The 18,250-nt window shown below is 67.9% G+C and carries 17 protein-coding genes; 2 read left to right on the forward strand and 15 right to left on the reverse strand.

Annotated elements, in window-relative coordinates; genetic code table 11:
* Position 1 precedes the first annotated feature (1 nt).
* The gene (locus tag AC6RIC_RS07465; RefSeq protein ID WP_454655757.1) at positions 2-1,780 is read left to right on the forward strand and encodes an ABC transporter transmembrane domain-containing protein; all 1,779 of its coding nucleotides are present in this window, start codon (positions 2-4) and stop codon (positions 1,778-1,780) included.
* A gap of 6 nt (positions 1,781-1,786) precedes the next feature.
* On the opposite strand, the gene AC6RIC_RS07470 is transcribed toward AC6RIC_RS07465, so the two are convergent.
* From AC6RIC_RS07470 to AC6RIC_RS07500, 7 genes are all read right to left on the reverse strand, one after another.
* Complete coding sequence (locus AC6RIC_RS07470) at positions 1,787-2,110, reverse strand: c-type cytochrome (RefSeq protein WP_499735689.1); 324 nt, start codon at positions 2,108-2,110, stop codon at positions 1,787-1,789.
* Positions 2,111-2,113: 3 nt separating this feature from the next.
* Positions 2,114-3,133, reverse strand: coding sequence for a peptidoglycan -binding protein (locus AC6RIC_RS07475; RefSeq protein ID WP_499735690.1), 1,020 nt, complete (start codon positions 3,131-3,133; stop codon positions 2,114-2,116).
* Between the two features lie 29 nt (positions 3,134-3,162).
* The gene (locus AC6RIC_RS07480) at positions 3,163-4,173 is read right to left on the reverse strand and encodes a flagellar motor protein MotA (protein WP_499735691.1); all 1,011 of its coding nucleotides are present in this window, start codon (positions 4,171-4,173) and stop codon (positions 3,163-3,165) included.
* An 88-nt stretch (positions 4,174-4,261) separates the two neighbouring features.
* Positions 4,262-5,053: an inositol monophosphatase family protein gene (locus tag AC6RIC_RS07485; protein WP_454655761.1), complete on the reverse strand. Its 792-nt coding sequence runs from the start codon at positions 5,051-5,053 to the stop codon at positions 4,262-4,264.
* A gap of 199 nt (positions 5,054-5,252) precedes the next feature.
* A complete protein-coding gene (locus AC6RIC_RS07490; RefSeq protein WP_499735692.1) occupies positions 5,253-6,170 on the reverse strand; it encodes a tetratricopeptide repeat protein in 918 nt (305 codons plus the stop codon).
* A complete protein-coding gene (locus tag AC6RIC_RS07495) occupies positions 6,167-6,820 on the reverse strand; it encodes a thiamine phosphate synthase (RefSeq protein WP_499735693.1) in 654 nt (217 codons plus the stop codon). The genes AC6RIC_RS07490 and AC6RIC_RS07495 overlap by 4 nt, the downstream gene beginning before the upstream one ends.
* Positions 6,817-7,971, reverse strand: a complete 1,155-nt coding sequence (locus AC6RIC_RS07500) for a benzoate/H(+) symporter BenE family transporter (RefSeq protein WP_499735694.1) — start codon at positions 7,969-7,971, stop codon at positions 6,817-6,819. The genes AC6RIC_RS07495 and AC6RIC_RS07500 overlap by 4 nt, the downstream gene beginning before the upstream one ends.
* Positions 7,972-8,179: 208 nt before the next feature.
* On the opposite strand from AC6RIC_RS07500, the gene AC6RIC_RS07505 reads away from it, so the two are divergent.
* Entirely contained in the window at positions 8,180-10,180 is a 2,001-nt protein-coding gene (locus AC6RIC_RS07505; RefSeq protein ID WP_499735695.1) for a PhoX family protein, read from the forward strand.
* Positions 10,181-10,208: 28 nt separating this feature from the next.
* Here the strand turns inward: AC6RIC_RS07505 and AC6RIC_RS07510 are convergent, their stop codons facing one another.
* The 8 genes from AC6RIC_RS07510 to tkt form a co-directional block, all read right to left on the reverse strand.
* Positions 10,209-10,496 carry a YciI family protein gene (locus tag AC6RIC_RS07510; protein WP_499735696.1) on the reverse strand — a complete coding sequence of 96 codons (288 nt, stop codon included), beginning with the start codon at positions 10,494-10,496 and terminating at the stop codon, positions 10,209-10,211.
* The gene (locus AC6RIC_RS07515; protein WP_499736568.1) at positions 10,429-11,109 is read right to left on the reverse strand and encodes a TetR/AcrR family transcriptional regulator; all 681 of its coding nucleotides are present in this window, start codon (positions 11,107-11,109) and stop codon (positions 10,429-10,431) included. The genes AC6RIC_RS07510 and AC6RIC_RS07515 overlap by 68 nt, the downstream gene beginning before the upstream one ends.
* A gap of 201 nt (positions 11,110-11,310) precedes the next feature.
* A complete protein-coding gene (gene fba, locus AC6RIC_RS07520; RefSeq protein WP_499735697.1) occupies positions 11,311-12,393 on the reverse strand; it encodes a class II fructose-bisphosphate aldolase in 1,083 nt (360 codons plus the stop codon).
* A 143-nt stretch (positions 12,394-12,536) separates the two neighbouring features.
* Positions 12,537-13,730, reverse strand: a complete 1,194-nt coding sequence (locus AC6RIC_RS07525; RefSeq protein WP_454655767.1) for a phosphoglycerate kinase — start codon at positions 13,728-13,730, stop codon at positions 12,537-12,539.
* A 9-nt stretch (positions 13,731-13,739) separates the two neighbouring features.
* Positions 13,740-14,315, reverse strand: coding sequence for a putative glycolipid-binding domain-containing protein (locus AC6RIC_RS07530; protein ID WP_454655768.1), 576 nt, complete (start codon positions 14,313-14,315; stop codon positions 13,740-13,742).
* Positions 14,312-14,761, reverse strand: coding sequence for a hypothetical protein (locus AC6RIC_RS07535; protein ID WP_454655769.1), 450 nt, complete (start codon positions 14,759-14,761; stop codon positions 14,312-14,314). The genes AC6RIC_RS07530 and AC6RIC_RS07535 overlap by 4 nt, the downstream gene beginning before the upstream one ends.
* Positions 14,762-14,862: 101 nt before the next feature.
* Positions 14,863-15,873, reverse strand: a complete 1,011-nt coding sequence (gene gap, locus AC6RIC_RS07540; protein WP_454655770.1) for a type I glyceraldehyde-3-phosphate dehydrogenase — start codon at positions 15,871-15,873, stop codon at positions 14,863-14,865.
* Positions 15,874-15,999: 126 nt separating this feature from the next.
* Complete coding sequence (tkt, locus tag AC6RIC_RS07545) at positions 16,000-17,997, reverse strand: transketolase (RefSeq protein ID WP_499735698.1); 1,998 nt, start codon at positions 17,995-17,997, stop codon at positions 16,000-16,002.
* Between the last annotated feature and the right edge of the window lie 253 nt (positions 17,998-18,250).

Genomic DNA, 18,250 nt, shown 5'->3' on the forward strand with positions numbered 1-18,250 from the left:
CGTGGCCGAAGCTGACAAGAACGACAAGAAGGTCCGGCCCGATTTCCGCTCGCTCGCGACGTTCTGGCCCTATGCGCGGGCGCAGAAGCGCCGGATCGCGTTTGCGCTCGTCGCATTGGTCGTCGCGTCGCTGGCGACGCTGGCGCTGCCATTGGCGGTCCGGCGCGTCATCGAGGTCGGCTTCGCCGGCGGCGAGCGGCAGCTCGCCAACAGCTACTTCATCCTGCTGATCGGCGTGGTCGGCGTGCTGGCGCTGGCGAGCTCGGCGCGGTTCTATCTGGTCATGACGGTGGGCGAGCGCATCGTCGCGTCGCTGCGGGCCGACGTCTTCCGCCATCTCACCCGGCTGGAGCCGGCCTTCTTCGATTCGAGCCGGGCGGGAGACCTCGTCTCGCGGCTCACCGCCGACACCACGCAGATCAAGTCGACCTTCGCCTCGACCGCCTCGATCGCGCTGCGCAACGCCATCATGGCGCTGGGCGCGCTGGCGATGATGGTCGCGACGAGCCCGCGGCTCTCCGCGATCGTCATCGGCGTCATCCCGCTGATCGTGATTCCGCTGGTCCTGTCCGGTCGCTCGGTCAGGCGGCGCTCGCGGGCGGCGCAGGACCGGCTGGCCGATGCCTCCGCCTTCGCGGCCGAGGCGGTCGGCGCCATCCGCACGATGCAGTCCTTCGGCGCGGCGCGCCAGAGCTCGGCGCGGTTCGAGGGGGCGTCCGACGATGCCTACTCTGCCTCGCGGGAGGCGACGGCCTCGCGCGCGCTGCTCTCGGGCGTCGCGATCTTCCTGGTCAGCGCCAGCGTGGTCTGCGTGCTCTGGGTTGGAGCGACCGAGGTCTTCGACGGGCGGATGAGCGGCGGGCGGCTGTCGCAGTTCATCCTCTATGCGGTGCTGGCGGCAAGCTCGCTCGGCCAGCTCTCCGAGGTCTATGGCGATATCAGTGCGGCTGCGGGCGCTTCCAGCCGGCTCGGCGAGATCCTGGCGCTGAAGCCCGCCATCGCCGCGCCGCCGCATCCCAAGCCGATGCCGAAGCCTTCGCACGGCGAGCTCGCGTTCGAGAACGTTTCCTTCAGCTATCCCGGCCGCGTCGGGCCGGCCTTGTCGAACCTGAACTTCTCGGTCCGGCAGGGCGAGCGGATCGCGCTGGTCGGCCCCTCAGGCGCGGGCAAGAGCACGGTGCTGCAATTGGCGCTGCGTTTCTACGATCCGCAGGATGGGCGCGTCGTCGTGGACGGCGTTGCGGGTCCCGAGGCCGATCCCGAGGTCTGGCGCGAGCGTTTCGCGCTGGTGCCGCAGGAGCCGACGGTGTTCGGCGTCTCGGTGCGCGACAACATCGCCTATGGCCGGCCCGACGCCTCGCAGGAGGAGGTCGAGGCCGCAGCCCGCCTCGCGGCGGCGGACGAGTTCATCCGCGCCCTGCCTGATGGCTATGAGACTGTTGTCGGCGAGCGCGGCGTGACGCTTTCGGGCGGCCAGCGCCAGCGCCTCGCCATCGCACGGGCGATCCTGAAGGACGCGCCGATCCTGCTGCTCGACGAAGCGACTTCGGCGCTCGATTCCGAAAGCGAGCGGGCGGTGCAGGATGCGCTCGACCGGCTGATGCAGGGCCGGACCACGCTGGTGGTGGCGCATCGCCTCGCGACCATCCTCTCGGCCGACCGCATCCTCGTGATGGAGGACGGGCGTATCGTCGAGGAAGGCAGCCATGCCGAGCTCAAGGCACGCGGCGGGCTCTATGCCCGGCTGGCGGCGCTGCAGTTCGGGCTGGAGACGGCCTGAGCCGTCTCAGCGCGGTGGCATGGCAGCGTAATAGGCGGCGAGCGCGGCGATCTCCTGCGTCGACATCAGGCGCGCCATATAGCGCATCTCCTTGTGCTGGCGCTTGCCCGAGCGGAACGCCATCATCTGATTGTAGAGATACCGCTCGTTCTGCCCTGCCAGGTGCGGCACCTCGGTGTCGCGGGCGATACCGTCGATGCCATGGCAGGCGGCGCATTCCTCGATCGTGGACGTTCGCGGCTCGGCCGGGGCGGGGCTGGCCGCCAGCAACGCACCGATAGCGAGCAGCGACGCGCCGACCGGAAGCCGGGGAAAGGGCCTGCGGGGCATATGTCAGCGTTCCGTGATCTTGAACTCGATGCGGCGGTTGCGGCGGTAGGCTTCGTCGTTATTGGCGACGTCGAGCGGCTGGTACTCGCCGAAACCGGTCGCCGCGACGCGGTCGGTCGGCAGGCCGCGCGAGATCAGGTATTCGACGACCGCGATGGCGCGGGCCGAGGACAGATACCAGTTCGAGGGGAACTGGGCCGATCTGATCGGGCGGTTGTCGGTATGGCCGTCGACGCGCAGGATCCAGGGCAGGTCCGGCGGCATCTCGTTGCCGAGATCGAGCAGGATGGTGGCGAGCTTGTCGAGTTCGCCCTTGCCCTCGGGCTTCAGCACGGCCTGGCCGGCATCGAAGAAGACCTCGGACTGGAAGACGAAGCGGTCGCCGACGACACGGATGTCAGGCCGGGTGCCCAACACCTGCCGCAGGCGGCCGAAGAAGTCCGAGCGGTAGCGCGCCAGCTCCTGCACGCGCTGGGCGAGCGCGACGTTGAGCCGCGAGCCGAGCTCGTGAATGCGGGCCTGCGAATCCTTGTCCTTGGCCTCGGAGGCGGAGAGCGCTTCCTCCAGCGCCGCGAGCTGGCGGCGCATGGCCTGGATCTGCTGGTTGACGAGATCGACCGTCGCCTGCGCGCGGGCGGAGAGCTGCTTTTCGGCGTCGAGCGCCTTCTGCGATTCGGCGAGCCGGGCGTCGGCATTGCTGCCTTGCTGCGTGTCGATCAGGCCCTGCAGGCGGGTGCGGTCGCCCTGCGTCTGGGCGAGCGTCGACTGCATGAGCTGGAGGCTCTCCTGCGCCTGCCGGTTGGAGGAGCGCTCCAGGGCGAGCAGGTCGGTCAGCTCCGAGATCTGCTTGTTCAGGCGTTCCAGCGCCGTGTCCTTGCCGGTCAGCTCCTGCGAGAGGAAGAACTGGCCGAGCACGAAGACGGTGAGCAGGAAGACGATGCCGATCAGCATCGTCGAGAGCGCGTCGACGAAGCCGGGCCAGAAATTCGTTTCCTCGCGGCGATGGGCGCGGGAGAGGGCCATTCGTCAGGTTCCTGTGATGCCGAACGAGATCATGGCTCGGTGATCTGGTCGGCGGTAAGGCGGTCGATCAGGCGCTTCATGTCCTTCTCGCGGGCGGCCTGCGCCTCGACCCAGTCGCGGATCATCTGCTGCTCGGAGCGCATGTGCTGGACGAGGCCCTGGATGCCCTCCGCGAGGTTGGAGAGGGCCTGCGTCGCGGCGCGGTTGTTGGAGGCGCCGTCGGCCATGGCGGCGCTGAGCTGCTCGAAACGGTCGGCCAGCGGGTTGCCGGCGCCCAGCAGGGTAGTCGGCGCCTCGGCCGTGCCGGTGCGGCTGCCGAGCCAGCTCTCGACCTCGTTGCGGAAGCGGCGCTGGGCCTGCCCGACCTGAAGATCGAGGAAGCCGAGGATCAGCGAGCCGGCGATGCCGAAGAGCGAGGACGAGAAGGACAGGCCCATGCCGGCGAGCGGGGCGGAAAGGCCGGCCTTGAGCTCGTCGAAGAGCACGCCGGCCTCGGCCCCGGTGCGCAGCGACTTGATGACGCCGCCGACCGATCCGACCGTGTCGAGCAGGCCCCAGAAGGTACCGAGCAGGCCGAGGAAGACGAGCAGGCCGCTGAGATAGCGCAGGACCTCGCGTCCGTCGTCGAGCCTGACCGCGATCGATTCGAGCACCGAGACAGCCTGGGCCGGGGCCAGCGTGCCGCGTTCCAGCGCCGGCAGGACCGAGCCCATCGGGGCGATGACCTGACCGCGGCGGACATCCGCCGAAGCGGGGTCGGCGGCAAGGCTGGTCGCGGCGCGCGCCTCGCTGTGGATGCGCCAGAGCTCGCGCAGCGCGATCAGGCAGCCGACGAAGAGGGCGCCCAGGATGAGGCCGTTCAGCCCCGGATTGGTCAGGAAGGCCTGGATCAGCCCGGCCTGCAGGATGTAGCCGAGGAAGCCGATCAGGGCGAGGAAGAGGACCGCGCGGACGACAAAGCGGAGCGGCCTGGAGAAGCGGACCTGCGTCCGTGCGGTTGCGGCCGTTGCCGGCTCGGCCGCAAAATCCTCGATAGCCATGCGTCGTCTTCCGTTCGCCTCGGAGTGCGGGGAGGACTGTCGCCTCCCACGCCGCCGGGATCAAGCACGAAAGAGCAACAGTTTAGTTTCAGGCGGCTGCGGTTTTCAGCGCGGCGCTCAGCGCGCGCTCGCCGGCCTCGTTGCCGCAGATGATATCCTTGGCGCTGGTCATCGGCTTGCCGTCGAGCGTGCCGAAGGTGCCGCCGGCTTCGCGGATCAGCACGGCGCCGGCCGCGAAATCCCAGGTGTTGAGGCCGCGTTCCCAATAGGCGTCCATGCGGCCGGCGGCGACATAGGCGATGTCGAGCGCGGCCGAGCCCATGCGGCGGACATTGGCGAAGCGCGGCATCACGGCCGCGAGTTCGCGCAGGAACTGGCCATGGCCGCCCTTGCCGATGTGCGGGATGCCGGTGCCGATCAGCATGTCGGTGGGCTCGTTGCGGCCGGAGACGCGCAGGCGGCGGTTGTTGACGAAGGCGCCCTTGCCCTTCTCGGCCATGAACATCTCGTCCTTGGCGGCGTCGTAGATCACGCCGGCGATGAACTGGTTGTCGCGCTCCAGCGCGACCGAGATGTTCCAGTGCGGGATGCCGCGCAGGAAGTTGTGGGTGCCGTCGAGCGGATCGATATGCCAGCGGTTGCTCTCGTCGGTGCCGTGGACGACGCCGCTCTCCTCCATGACGAAGCCGTAGCCGGGGCGCGCCTTCTCGAGCGCCTCGCGCAGGATCTCCTCGGCCTTGTGGTCGGCCTTGGAGACGAAGTCGCCCGGGCCCTTGGCGAGCACCTGCAGGTTCTCGACCTCGCCGAAGTCGCGCTTGAGCGAGCGGGACGCCTTCATCACGGCGTCGGTCATCACGGTCATCAGGGGGGAGCGGATCATCGGAAACCTCTTGCGCGCTCGCGGGCGCGGCTGGAAATGAAGGAACGGTCACGCCAGCCCTCATCCTGAGGAGCCGCGAAAGCGGCGTCTCGAAGGATGTTCCAGAGCGCGCTGAAGCATCTTTCGAGACGCGGGCTTTGCCCGCTCCTCAGGATGAGGGCTGTGTTTCGACCGTAGTAGCCCGTCACTTGCGCGGGTCTTAGGGCGCCGTCAAGACGGCGCTGCTGATCCGGCCGGCGGCCATGCGGGCGGCGCGGGCCTGCTGCTCGGGCTTGAGGCGCTCGAACAGGTCGTCCAGCGCGGCGTCCTTGAGGCCCTGCGAACGGGCTGCGAGATGCCAGGCTGCCGCCTCGATCGTGTCCGGCGCGATACCGAGCCCGAACTGATAGAGCTTGGCGAGGCGGTTCTGGGCGATCGGGTTGCCCTGCCAGGCGGCGCGCCGGAACAAGCTGGCCGCGGCGGCCTCGTCCTTCTCCACGCCGGTGCCGTTGAACAGCATGATGGCATACTCGACCTCGCCGGGGAGGTTGCCGGCCGTGGCGGCCTGCTTCATCCAGCGCGCTGCGACCTCTTCGCTGGCCGGCATGCCGCGACCCTGCTTGGCGAGAATGCCGAGCGCATATAGGGCATCGCCGACCCGGGCCTTCGCTGCGATCTCGAGGCAGGCGACGGCGCGCTTGTCGTCAGCCTCCCGGTTCGCCGCGAGCAGGGCGATGGCGAGATTGTAGTTGGCGGCCGGGTGGCCGGCGGCGGCGGCCTTCTCCAGCAGGGCGCCGGCGCGGGCCGGATCGCGCTTGCCGCTCTTCTCGTCGAGGAGCTGCGTCGCCAGCGCAAAGGCGGCGCTGATGTCGCCGCGCGCCTCGGCGCGCTCGTACCATTCGGTAGCGACCTTCTGGTCCGGCGCGACGCCGAGGCCCTGACGATAGAGCTCGCCGAGGAGGGTCATGGCCGCAGCGTCGTTGTTGTCCGCCTCGATGCGCTTCAGCGCCTCGGCCAGTGCACGACGGTAATGGCCGGCCTGGTAGGCGCCATAGGCGACGTCCGGCGCGGGCGCTGCCTCGGCCGGTCCGATCAGCAGGGCGCCGGCGAGCAGGACGAGCCCGGCAAGCCGCTTCATCGCGCCGCCTTCCGCGCCGCGCAGGCGGCGGTTGCCTGGTTGGCCTGCTCGACCAGGGCGCGGATATCCTGGCCCTCGTCGAAGGCCCAGGCGCCGAGCGCGACGAATTCCGCGCCGGTCTCGACCAGCGCCGGGATGGATTCGGCATCAGGGGCATAGGCGACGCAAGGCGTCTCGAAGATCTCGGCCCACCAGCCGGCGCGCTCGACCACCGCCGCCAGCGGCGGCAGCGAGCCATCCGGGCGCGGCTCGCCGAACATCACGTAATCGACGCCGGCCTCGCCGGCATCCATCGCGTCGTGGCGGGCGCGCAGGCCGCCGATGCCGATGATGCGCTCGCTCTTCAGGCTGGAGCGAGCCTCGGCAACCGCGGCCGGGCCGCCGGTGAGATGGACGCCGTCGGCGCCGCCGCGCGTGGCGACGAGCGCGTTGTCCTCGACGACGAGCGCGACATTATTGGCCTGGACCGGGCCGGCGAGGCGCTTGACGCGCTCGATCCGGCTGCGGTCGTCGCCGGGGGCAAGGCGCAGCAGCACGGCGGCGATATCGCCGCCGGCCATGGCCTGCATCAGGCGAAAGGCCATGGCCTCCGCGTCCGCGACGGGAGGGGTGACGAGCATCAGGCGGGGGGAGGAGGATTGTGTGGTCATGATCGGCTGCGCAAACGGCCCGCAGCGAAGTCCAATGTCAAGACCGCAAGGCCGGCAACGAGACTCCAAAAGGCCGAGCCGATGCCGAAAAGCGAAAGGCTTGAGGCGGCAACGGCGAAGGTGACGACGGCGGCGAAGCGCTCCTTGTCGGAGGCCATGGCCTGCCCGAGCGCGCCGGTGAGCGAGCCGATGAGGCCCAGGCCCGCCACGGCAACGATGAGCGCCTTGGGCAGCGCCAGCAGCAGGGCGATCAGCAGGCCGGTGCAGGCGGCGACGACGAAATAGGCGAGTCCGTAGAGCACGCCTGCCTTCCAGCGCTGGGCCGGGTCGGGATGGGTGTCGCCGCCGGTGCAGATCGAGGCCGATATCGCGGCCATGTTGGTCATATGCGCGCCGAAGGAGGCGGTCAGGAGCGAGGTCAGCCCCGTGACAAACAGCGAGGGCGCGGTCGGCGGATTATAGCCGGCGGCGCGCAGCACGGCGAAGCCCGGCAGGTTCTGGGCGGCCATGGTGACGAGATAGAGCGGGATGCCGATACCGAGCATGGCGGCAATATCGAAGCGCGGCGTGACGAATTCGAGGCCGCTCAGCGTCATTGCGCCGGCAGGCCAGTGCGCCAACCCTCCGACAAAGCTGATCGCGATGCCGGCGACGAGCGCGGCAATGACGCCGAGGAAGGGGTTGAGCAGCCGCGCCATGAGGAAGACCGCCAGCAGCGGCAGCACGAGGCCGGGCGAGAGACGCATCTCGTCGAAGACCGCGACGACGAAGCGGAAGATGACACCAGCGAGCATCGCCGCCGCGACCGGCATCGGGATACGCTCGATCAGCCTGCCGAGCGGGCGGAAGGCCGCGGTCAGCATCATCAGCACGGCCGCGATCAGGAAGGCGCCGACGGCCGAGGCCATATCGAAGCCGGTGACCGCTGCGATCAGCGCCGCGCCCGGCGTCGACCAGGCGCAGATCATCGGCATGCGGTAACGCCAGGATAGGAAGAGGCTGGAGGCGCCGGTGGCGAGGCAGAGCGCCGCGATCCAGGAAATGGTCTGGCCGGGCGTGGCGCCCAGCGCCTGCGCGGCCTGCAGGATGACGGCGACGGAGGCGGCGAAGCCGACGAAGACCGCGACCAGGGCAGAGAAGACGATCGACATGGTGCGGGGAGCCGGCCGGGACAGATGTGAGCTAGCGTTGAACCAGAAATCGCGGGATGCGGAAAGAGCGGCAGGCGCAGGGCCGGGGTCCACCTTGTGGCGCCGGGCTTGCCTGAAGATGGCCTGACGGTGGACGGTGATGTCATGTGGCTGTCAAAGCCTAAGTCTAGCTGCGCATTATTCCAATCCGAAGCGACCGAGGCCGATCATGCGCGACGACGATCACGAATCCACTTTCGGCGCCAGCATGCTGGAGCATGAGGATGCCGAGCCGCGGAACCCGACCGACAATCCGACGATGGGCGAGCTGATCTCGCAGCGCTTCTCGCGGCGCGGGTTGCTCAAGGGCGCTCTCGCCGTCTCGGCGATCTCGGCGACGGTCGGCACGTTGGCGCTGGAAACCGCCGCCGAAGCGCAGGCGCAAGGCGCCAAGTCGGCCTTCTCCTTCAAGGAGGTCGAGGTCGGCGTCGATGCCGATCACCATGTCGCTGATGGCTACGAGGCGCAGGTGCTGCTGCGCTGGGGCGATCCGCTGACGGCCGATGCGCCGGCCTTCGACCCGGCGAAGCAGAGCGCCGAGGCCCAGAGCAAGCAGTTCGGCTACAACAACGACTTCGTCGGCTATGTGCCGATGACCGGCGCTGCCGATCCGTCCGCGCATGGGCTGCTCTTCGTCAATCACGAATACACCAACCCGCATTTGATGTTCCCGGGCGTGGTCGAGATGAAGGACGGCAAGCCCGTCCTGAAGAACGCGACGCCGGAGCGCTTCGCGATCGAGGCGATGGCGCATGGCGCGACGGTCGCGGAAATCCGCAAGACCGGTAGCGAGTGGGCGCTGGTCAAGGATTCCAAGTACAACCGCCGCATCACCGCCGCGACCGAGATGCAGCTCTCCGGGCCGGTCGCCGGCACCGAGCGCGTCCAGACCAAGGCTGATGCCACGGGCCGCAAGGTTCTGGGCACGCTCAACAACTGCTCAGGCGCGCTGACGCCCTGGGGCACCTTCGTCTCGGGCGAGGAGAACTTCCACGGCTATTTCTCCGGCAAGCTGCCGGAGGGCCATCGCGAGGCGGCGAACTACAAGCGCCTGGCCGTGCCGTCCTCGCCCTACGCCTGGGGGCGCTTCGAGGAGCGCTTTGACCTTGCCAAGGAGCCGAACGAGGCCAACCGCTTCGGCTGGGTGATCGAGGTCGATCCGTTCGATCCGAACTCGGTGCCGAAGAAGCGCACCGCGCTCGGCCGCTTCAAGCATGAGGGCGCCGACATGATCGTCGCCAAGGACGGGCGCGTGGTCGCCTATCTCGGCGACGATGAGCGCTTCGACTATGTCTACAAGTTTGTCACGGCGGGCCGGTTCGACCCGAGCAACCGCGCGGCCAATCTCGACCTGCTCGATGCCGGCACGCTGTACGTCGCCAAGTTCGCGGCCGACGGCACGCATGAATGGCTGCCGCTGGTCTTCGGTCAGGGCCCGCTCACTGCTGCCAACGGCTTCCAGAGCCAGGCGGATGTGCTGATCGAGGCGCGCCGCGCCGGCGACCTGCTCGGCGCGACCAAGATGGATCGCCCCGAGGACATCACGCCGAACCCGGTGACGGGCCGCGTCTATGTGATGCTGACCAACAATACGAGCCGCAAGGACGAGCAAGTCGACGCCGCCAACCCGCGTGCCAAGAACGCCTTCGGCCATATCGTCGAGATCGCCGAGGCCGATGGCGACCACACGGCGACCAAAGGACGCTGGGAGATCCTGCTGAAATGCGGCGATCCTTCCGTTGCGGCGGTCGGCGCGAGCTTCTCGACCGACACGACGAAAAACGGCTGGTTCGGCATGCCCGACAATGCCGTGGTCGATTCAGCCGGGCGGCTCTGGGTGGCGACCGACGGCAACGGCATCGACGTGACCGGGCGCACCGACGGGCTCTGGGCCGTCGATACCGAGGGCGGGGCGCGCCGGACCTCGAAGCTGTTCTACCGCGTGCCGCATGGTGCGGAGCTGTGCGGCCCCTGTTTCACGCCGGACGACACCACCGCCTTCGTCGCCGTGCAGCATCCCGGCGATGACGGCCCGGACTGGCCGGAATTCGGCCGCCGCTCCTATTACGAGGACCTCTCGACCCGCTGGCCTGACTTCAAGCCGGATATGCCCGTGCGGCCCTCTGTGGTGGCGATCACCAAGAAGGGCGGTGGCAAGATCGGCGTTTGAGACGGTTTGCCGTGATGGCCGGGCCGTCTCAAGCCATGAGGAAGGCGAGCCGATCGTCGGCGCGACCCGGCGCGATTTCCAAGATGTCGGCGCTTACGACATCCTCGGTAACGAACGGATCCCTCTCCACGCGTGCTTCCAGCTCGGCACGCGTGGTCTGATGCGCTAGGATCACACCGCCCAAGCCCGGCTTCAGGCTGCCCGTCATCAGAAAGATGCCGTCGTCGAAACCGCTGCGTATCCAGTCGTTATGCGCCTGCATCAGGTTCGGTGCCTGTGCCTTGTTGGTGGAGAAGCGAAGCGTGACGACGAACATGGCGGTCTCCTCTTGTCGACGGATCAGCGGGCGGGGCGGCCGGGGCGGTGGGGCATTGTGCATCGAGCCAGGCCTTCATCGCTTCGACCTCCCTCTCGATGAAGCCGTCATCCCGCAAGGCTGCGGCGAGCGTCGCGACGCCCTGGCTGCGCATCAGCAGATGCATCGCGAGGGCGTCGGCGTCGGGGCCACGGCCCAGCGTGGCAAATTGAGTGGCGAGCCATTCCCGGAACAGCGTGAACAGTTCGGTCGCGCGGCCGAGCGCGAGATGGTCCAGCTTCGCGAGTTCCAGGCATAGAGAGCCGACGGGGCAGCCGTAGAGCATGATCTTCGTGCGGTTGGCGATCAGCATCCCGGCAAAGCTCAGGAGGCAATCGCGCGCGGAGCCGGTCTCACGTTCCCAACTGTCGAGAAGTTGGCGGGTCCGTTCCAGCCGCCGGGTGATCACAGCGTCGAGAATCTCGTCCTTGGTTCTGAAATGATAGTAGAAATTGCCGCGCGAGATGCCGATGGCGGAAGCGATATCGGCAAAGGCGGTCGCTTCGAAGCCGTGCTCGTAGAACAGGCTGTCGGCCGCCTCGACGATATGCCGCTTCGTTGCCACTGCTCCCATGCGCTCCCCGCTGCCCACTCCGGCGCTTCGTTTGCGGTTTTTTTAGGTCAATCGTCCTAATTCTTGATTAGGGCAATTGACCTAGGCAATCAAGCCCCGCTGCCGGACAACAAAAAACGCCGCCGGGCCACCCGGCGGCGTTGTGGTCGATCTGAAAAATGCTGGCCGACGATCCGTTGTCGTTGTGACAGGCGAGCTAGCTCAAGCCGTCTTCTTCGAACCGAAGGTCGGGTCGAGCTCGCCCTTGGCGTAGCGCTTGGCCATGTCGGCCAGCGTGATGACGCGCTTGATCTTCGAGGCCTGGCCGGCGGTGTTGAACTCCTCAAGGCGCTGCTTGCAGAGCTTGGTCATCGCTTCCATGGCGGGCTTCAGATACTTGCGCGGATCGAACTCGCCGGGATTCTCCGACAGGATCTTGCGGATCTGGCCGGTCATCGCCATGCGGTTGTCGGTGTCGATGTTGATCTTGCGCACGCCGTGCTTGATGCCGCGCTGGATTTCCTCGACCGGCACGCCCCAGGTCTGGGGCATCTTGCCGCCATACTGGTTGATGACGTCCTGGAGGTCCTGCGGGACCGAGGACGAACCGTGCATGACGAGATGCGTGTTCGGCAGCAGCTTGTGGATCGCCTCGATGACATGCATCGCGAGAATCGCGCCGTCGGGCTTGCGGGTAAATTTGTAGGCGCCGTGCGAGGTGCCCATGGCGATGGCGAGCGCATCGACCTTGGTCTCGGCGACGAACTTCACGGCTTCGTCGGGATTGGTCAGGAGCTGGTCGTGGCTGAGCTTGCCCTCGAAGCCGTGGCCGTCCTCCTTCTCGCCCTCGCCGGATTCCAGCGAGCCGAGCACGCCGAGCTCGCCCTCGACCGAAATGCCGCCGAGATGGGCCATGTCGGTGACGGTCTTGGTCACGCCGACATTGTAGTCCCAGTCGCCCGGGGTCTTGCCGTCGGCCTTGAGCGAGCCGTCCATCATGACGGAGGTGAAGCCGGCCTGGATCGCGGTCATGCAGGTCGCCGGCTCGTTGCCGTGGTCGAGATGTACGCAGACCGGGATATGCGGGTAAATCTCGGTGACCGCGTCCATCATGTGCTTGAGCATGATGTCGTTGGCGTAGCTGCGGGCGCCGCGCGAAGCCTGGATGATCACCGGCGCGTCGGTCGCATCGGCCGCCGCCATGATCGCCAGCGCCTGCTCCATGTTGTTGATGTTGAAGGCGGGCACGCCATAGTCATTCTCGGCGGCATGATCGAGCAACTGGCGAAGCGTGATACGGGCCACGATGGCACTCCCCTTTGGTTTATCGGTCTGAGGGTGGATTTAGTCCGTCGGCGCCGGTCGCGCAAAGCGAAACCGGCGAAAACCTTAAAATGCGAGCGGCCGCTCCGTTGTCGAAGCGGCCGACGGTATCGTCCTGTCGAGGATCAGGCCTTCCTGAGCGCCTCGACGCCCGGCAGGGGCTTGCCTTCCATCCATTCGAGGAAGGCGCCGCCCGCCGTCGAGACATAGGACAGGTCGTCGGCGACGCCGGCATGGTTCATGGCCGAGACGGTGTCGCCACCGCCCGCGACCGCGACGAGCTCACCAGCCTTGACGCGCTTGGCCGCGGCCTTGGCGACGGCGACGGTCGCGGTGTCGAAGGGCGGCAGCTCGAAGGCGCCAAAGGGGCCGTTCCAGACGAGCGTCTTCACCTTCTCCAGCCGCAGCACGACCTCCGCGATCGAGAGCGGGCCGGCATCCAGGATCATCTCGTCGGCCTCGACACCGCCGACCGGCACGACCCGATAGCTCGGATGGGCCTTGAATTCGCGCGCAACCAGCGCGTCGACCGGCAGCAGGATCTCGCAGCCGGCGGCCTTGGCCTTCTCCTCGATCTCGCGGGCGGTGCCGACGAGGTCATGCTCGCAGAGCGACTTGCCGACATCGACGCCGCGCGCCGCGAGGAAGGTGTTGGCCATGCCGCCGCCGATGGCGAGCACGTCGACCTTCCTGACGAGATTGCCAAGCAGGTCGAGCTTGGTCGAGACCTTGGCGCCGCCGACGATCGCCATCACCGGGCGGGCCGGGTTGTCGAGGCCGGCGGAAAGGGCTTCGAGCTCCGCCTGCATGGTGCGCCCGGCATAGGCCGGCAGCACATGGGCGAGGCCCTCGGTCGAGGCATGGGCGCGGTGGGCGGCCGAGAAGGCGTCGTTGACATAAAGATCGCCATTGGCAGCGAGCGCCCTGACGAAATCCGGGTCGTTCTTCTCGTCGCCGGCGTGGAAGCGGGTGTTCTCCAGCAGCAGGACGTCGCCGTTCTTGGCTGCGGTCAGCGCTTTGGCGACGTCATCGCCGATGCAGTCGTCGACAAAGGTGACGGGGCGGCCGAGCGCCTGCGTCAGCGCCGGCACGACCTGGCGCAGGCTGTTCTTGTCGTCGCGGCCCTTGGGGCGCCCGAAATGGGCGAGCAGCACGACCTTGCCGCCCTTGTCGGCGATCTCGCGGATCGTCGGCAGGATGCGGTCGATGCGGGTGGTGTCGCTGACCTTGCCATCCTCCATGGGAACGTTGAGGTCGACGCGGACAAGCGCGCGCTTGCCGGCGAGGTCGGCGTCATCGAGGGTGCGGAAGGCAGTCATCGGGCTCTCTTATCGGATGCGTTCGAACAGGCTGGGATAATCGACGACGAGGCCGTCCTCGTCGACAGGCAATTCGGCCTCGAAGCTGCCATCGGCCGCCTGATAGCGGAACAGGCGTGGAGCGAGGCAGGTATAGGTCTGCCGGTCGAGGCGCGGCGCGAAATCGTCGAAGGGGATGTAGAGCATCGCGAAGCTGCGGCTCTGGCCGATCTCCCAGCGCTCCCGCCGGATCGGCAGGGTGTTGGTGAAGGGCGAGCCCTGCAGGTCGATGTCGATGCAGTCGTCGAAGGCGGAGAGGTGTTCGCCGAAGACATCGCGCCAGATGCCGTCGCGCCTTTCCAGGAAGACGCGCCGGCCGTCGGTGGCGGCGATGGTGACGGCGGTCACGGCAAAGTCGGTGCCGCAGTCGATGGCGTAGGACACGCCGTAGGGCTCGCCATCGCCGCGGTCGCCGATGACCACGGCCTCGGCACGAAGGCCGTCAGGCGTGCTGCGCAGCGTGAGATGCTCCAGTCCGACGCCCTCGACCGGCCGCCAGCGCAGGCTGCGCGGCACGGTCAAGAGAGCGACGTCCCGAAAGCTCATCGCGCCAGCAGGCCTCCGAACAGGCCGGGCACGCCGAATTTCAGCACGAGGATGGTGAGGATCACGGTCAGCACAGCCGTGACGATCGCGGTCATGAACAGCGTGCCGGCGCGCGGCGTCGCATCGACGCGGTTGCGGAGCGCGGTGATCTCGCCGCGGATCGAGGCGAAGTCCATCGTGCCGGCGGCGGCATCGACCTTATGGGCGCTGCGCTCCAGCGAGGCTTCCGCGCGGGTCAGCACGGCCTCGTAGCGGGCGAATTTCTCCTCGATGCGCGCCGCCTTCTCCTCGATGCGGGAGAGCTGGTCGAGCTTGCGCGGCTCGGTGACGGGCGCTGCTGTCTCGGCGGGCGTCGTCGCCACGAGGGTCGGGCCGGATGCGGGGGGCGCCATGACGGGCGGCTCGGTATTCGCCGGGGTCACGACAGTCGGCTCGATCTTGGCCATAGGCGCTCCGTAGCTGGGACGTATCGGGCGAAGCCGCGCCTTGGCAGCGCGGCCTCGCATTCAGGTGTCATGCCCTCAGAGAAGGGCAGAAAGGTGATGGATCAGAGCAGGGCGCCCATGGCGACGGCTGTGTCGCTCATGCGGTTCGAGAAGCCCCACTCGTTGTCGTACCAGGACAGCACGCGCACGAACTTGTCGTCCATGACCTTGGTCTGGTCGAGGGCGAAGGTCGAGGACGCCTGATCGTGGTTGAAGTCGATCGAGACGTTCGGCTGGTCGGTGACCGCCAGGATGCCCTTGAGCGGGCCGCGTTTCGACGCCTTGATGATGGCCTCGTTGACCTTCTCGACCGTGGTCTTGCGCTTCGAGATGAACTTGAAGTCGACGACCGAGACGTTCGGGGTGGGAACGCGGATCGAGGTGCCGTCGAGACGGCCCTTCAGGTCGGGGATGACGAGGCCGATCGCCTTGGCGGCGCCGGTCGAGGTCGGGATCATCGACATCGCCGCGGCGCGGCCGCGGTAGAGGTCCTTGTGCATCGTGTCCAGCGTGGGCTGGTCGCCGGTATAGGCGTGGATCGTGGTCATGAAGCCCTTGTCGATGCCGACGGCGTCATGGAGCACGCGCACGACCGGGGCGAGGCAGTTCGTGGTGCAGGAAGCGTTCGAGACGACGACGTGGTCCTTGGTCAGCTCGTGATGGTTGACGCCAAAGACGACGGTGAAGTCGGCGCCGTCGCAGGGGGCCGAGACCAGCACGCGCTTGGCGCCGGCCGCGAGATGGGCGGCGGCCTTGTCGCGGGTGGTGAAGATGCCGGTGCACTCGAAGGCGATGTCGACGCCGAGCGCCTTGTGCGGCAGGTCCTTGGGATCGCGGATCGCGGTGACCTTGATCGGGCCGCGGCCGACATCGATCGTGTCGCCGGAGACGGTCACCGTGCCGGGGAAGCGGCCATGGACGGAGTCGAAGCGGAAGAGATGGGCATTGGTCTCGACCGGGCCGAGATCGTTGATCGCCACGACCTCGATGTCCTTGCGCTTCGACTCGATGATCGCGCGCAGAACGTTGCGCCCGATGCGGCCGAAGCCGTTGATCGCCACCTTGACCGTCATGTCTTCCTCTCCTTCGCCGAGCGAAACGGCGATGCCGTCGCTATCCACGCGGGCAATTCGGCCAAAGCATGGCCGAACGCAAGATGTCTTTCGGGAAAATCAGCCCTGCCTGCGGCAAACAGGCGCTCAGGCGTTGTGCTTCTTCATCGCGGCGTCGGCGATGGCCTCCGCCGTGATGCCGAAATGCTTGTAGACCTCCTTGTAGGGGCCGCTGGCGCCGAAGGAGTTCATGCCGATGAAGGTGCCGTCATGGCCGATCACGGCATCCCAGCCGAAGCGGACACCGGCCTCGACCGCGATCTTGACCGGGGCGGAGCCGACGACTGCAGCCTGCGTGGCCTCGTCCTGCTCAAGGAAGAGCTCGAGCGAGGGCACGGACACGACGCGGGCGCGGACGCCCTTCTCGGCGAGCAGCTTGCGCGCGGCGACCGCGAGCTCGACCTCGGAGCCCGAGGCGAAGAGCGAGACCTGGGCCTTGCCGCCCTCGGCCGCCAGCAGCTCGTAGGCGCCGGCCGCCGAGCGGTTCTTCGCGGTGGCGTCGGTGCGCAGCTGCGGCAGGTTCTGGCGCGAGAGTGCGAGCACGGTCGGGCCGTCGGTGCGCTCCAGCGCCGCCTGCCAGGCTTCGGCCGTCTCGATCGTGTCGGCCGGGCGGAAGACGCGCATGTTCGGCATGGCGCGCAAGCTGGCGACCTGCTCGACCGGCTGGTGGGTCGGGCCGTCCTCGCCGAGGCCGATCGAGTCATGGGTCATGACATAGACGACCGGCAGGCTCATCAGCGCGGCGAGGCGCATCGAGGGACGGGCATAGTCGGCGAAGACCAGGAAGGTGCCGCCGCCGGTGCGGAAGCCGCCATGCAGCGTGATGCCGTTCATCGCGGCGGCCATGCCGTGCTCGCGGATGCCGTAGCGGACATAGCGGCCCTTGGGGGTCTTCGGGGTGAAGTCCTCGGCGGCCTTGGTGCGGGTGTTGTTGGATGGGGTCAGGTCGGCCGAGCCCATCACCAGCTCCGGCATGATCGGGGTGATGGCTTCGAGAGCCATTTCCGAGGCCTTGCGGGTGGCGACGGCCTGCGGCGCGGCGATCAGCGCCTTCTTGTGGGCGAGGATCGCCTTGTCGAGCTTGGCCGGGACGCCAAGGGCGAGGCGGCGGTCGAACTCGCCGCGCTTGCGCTCGGAGAGGGTGGCGAAGCGCTCGCTCCAGTCCTTGTGGGCGGCGGCGCCTGCGGCACCGAAGCCGCGCCAGGCCTTGAGCACGTCGGCCGCGACCTCGAAGGCGCCGCCGGTGATGCCGAGCTTCTGCTTGGCGGCAGCGAGTTCCTCGGCGCCGAGCGGCTCGCCATGGGCCTTGGAGGTGCCGGCCTTCTTCGGCGCGCCGAAGCCAATCACGGTCTTGCAGGCGATCATGGTCGGCTTGTTCGACTTACGGGCGCGGTTGATCGCGGCCTCGATCGCCTCGGGATCATGGCCGTCGACGCGCTCGGAGCGCCAGCCGCAGGCCTTGAAGCGCGCGACCTGGTCGACATTGTCGGTGATCGAGAGCGGGCCGTCGATCGAGATGCCGTTATCGTCCCAGAGCACGATCAGCTTGTTGAGCTTCTGGTGGCCGGCGAGCGCGATGGCCTCCTGGCTGATGCCTTCCATCAGGTCGCCGTCGGACGCCAGCACATAGGTGTGGTGGTCGACGACCTTCTTGCCGAACTCGGCGGCGAGCATGCGCTCGGCCATCGCCATGCCGACGGCGGTGGCCAGACCCTGGCCGAGCGGGCCGGTGGTGGTCTCGACGCCGGCGGTCATGAAGTTCTCGGGATGGCCGGGGGTCTTCGATTCGAGCTGGCGGAAGGCCTTGAGATCGTCCAGCTGCATGCCCGGCGCGCCGGTGAGATAGAGCAGGGCGTAGAGCAGCATCGAGCCGTGGCCGGCAGAGAGCACGAAGCGGTCGCGGTCCGGCCAGCGCGGATCGGTGGCGTCATACTTCATCACGCGGGTAAACAGCACGGCGGCGATGTCGGCGGCGCCCATCGGCAGGCCGGGATGGCCGGACTTGGCCTTCTCGACGCCGTCCATCGCCAGGCCGCGGATGGCGTTGGCGAGCTTGTCGTGCTGGGCGCGGTCGATGGTGGTCATGATGATCTCACAGGGCTCCGTCAGGCGGGCGGGAGGACCGGGCCGGCCTGCGCGACAGCGGGCCGGCGAGGGGGGAAGGCAGTGTTGCCGCCGCTTGCGGCAGGCTTGGAAAGGACGGGGTGGATTAGGCCCGGCCCTCCCTACGAGTCAATTCGCCAAACCCTGCTTTCGGGGTCGCAGGCAACGCTTTTGGTCGGTTTTCCGCAGGTGACGCCTCAGCCCCGCCCGACAAGCCGTTGCAAGGACGTGTTTA

This window comes from Allobosea sp. TBD101 (assembly GCF_059817965.1).

Bases quoted from the DNA above. Each gene is read 5' to 3' on its own strand.
- AC6RIC_RS07495 (WP_499735693.1), bottom strand. From the start codon at position 6,820: ATGACCACACAATCCTCCTCCCCCCGCCTGATGCTCGTCACCCCTCCC.
- AC6RIC_RS07530 (WP_454655768.1), bottom strand. From the start codon at position 14,315: ATGAGCTTTCGGGACGTCGCTCTCTTGACCGTGCCGCGCAGCCTGCGC.
- AC6RIC_RS07475 (WP_499735690.1), bottom strand. From the start codon at position 3,133: ATGGCCCTCTCCCGCGCCCATCGCCGCGAGGAAACGAATTTCTGGCCC.
- gap (WP_454655770.1), bottom strand. From the start codon at position 15,873: ATGACGGTCAAGGTGGCGATCAACGGCTTCGGCCGCATCGGGCGCAAC.
- AC6RIC_RS07535 (WP_454655769.1), bottom strand. From the start codon at position 14,761: ATGGCCAAGATCGAGCCGACTGTCGTGACCCCGGCGAATACCGAGCCG.
- tkt (WP_499735698.1), bottom strand. From the start codon at position 17,997: ATGACCACCATCGACCGCGCCCAGCACGACAAGCTCGCCAACGCCATC.
- AC6RIC_RS07505 (WP_499735695.1), top strand. From the start codon at position 8,180: ATGCGCGACGACGATCACGAATCCACTTTCGGCGCCAGCATGCTGGAG.
- AC6RIC_RS07525 (WP_454655767.1), bottom strand. From the start codon at position 13,730: ATGACTGCCTTCCGCACCCTCGATGACGCCGACCTCGCCGGCAAGCGC.
- AC6RIC_RS07515 (WP_499736568.1), bottom strand. From the start codon at position 11,109: ATGGGAGCAGTGGCAACGAAGCGGCATATCGTCGAGGCGGCCGACAGC.
- AC6RIC_RS07490 (WP_499735692.1), bottom strand. From the start codon at position 6,170: ATGAAGCGGCTTGCCGGGCTCGTCCTGCTCGCCGGCGCCCTGCTGATC.
- AC6RIC_RS07500 (WP_499735694.1), bottom strand. From the start codon at position 7,971: ATGTCGATCGTCTTCTCTGCCCTGGTCGCGGTCTTCGTCGGCTTCGCC.
- AC6RIC_RS07510 (WP_499735696.1), bottom strand. From the start codon at position 10,496: ATGTTCGTCGTCACGCTTCGCTTCTCCACCAACAAGGCACAGGCACCG.
- AC6RIC_RS07470 (WP_499735689.1), bottom strand. From the start codon at position 2,110: ATGCCCCGCAGGCCCTTTCCCCGGCTTCCGGTCGGCGCGTCGCTGCTC.
- AC6RIC_RS07480 (WP_499735691.1), bottom strand. From the start codon at position 4,173: ATGGCTATCGAGGATTTTGCGGCCGAGCCGGCAACGGCCGCAACCGCA.
- AC6RIC_RS07485 (WP_454655761.1), bottom strand. From the start codon at position 5,053: ATGATCCGCTCCCCCCTGATGACCGTGATGACCGACGCCGTGATGAAG.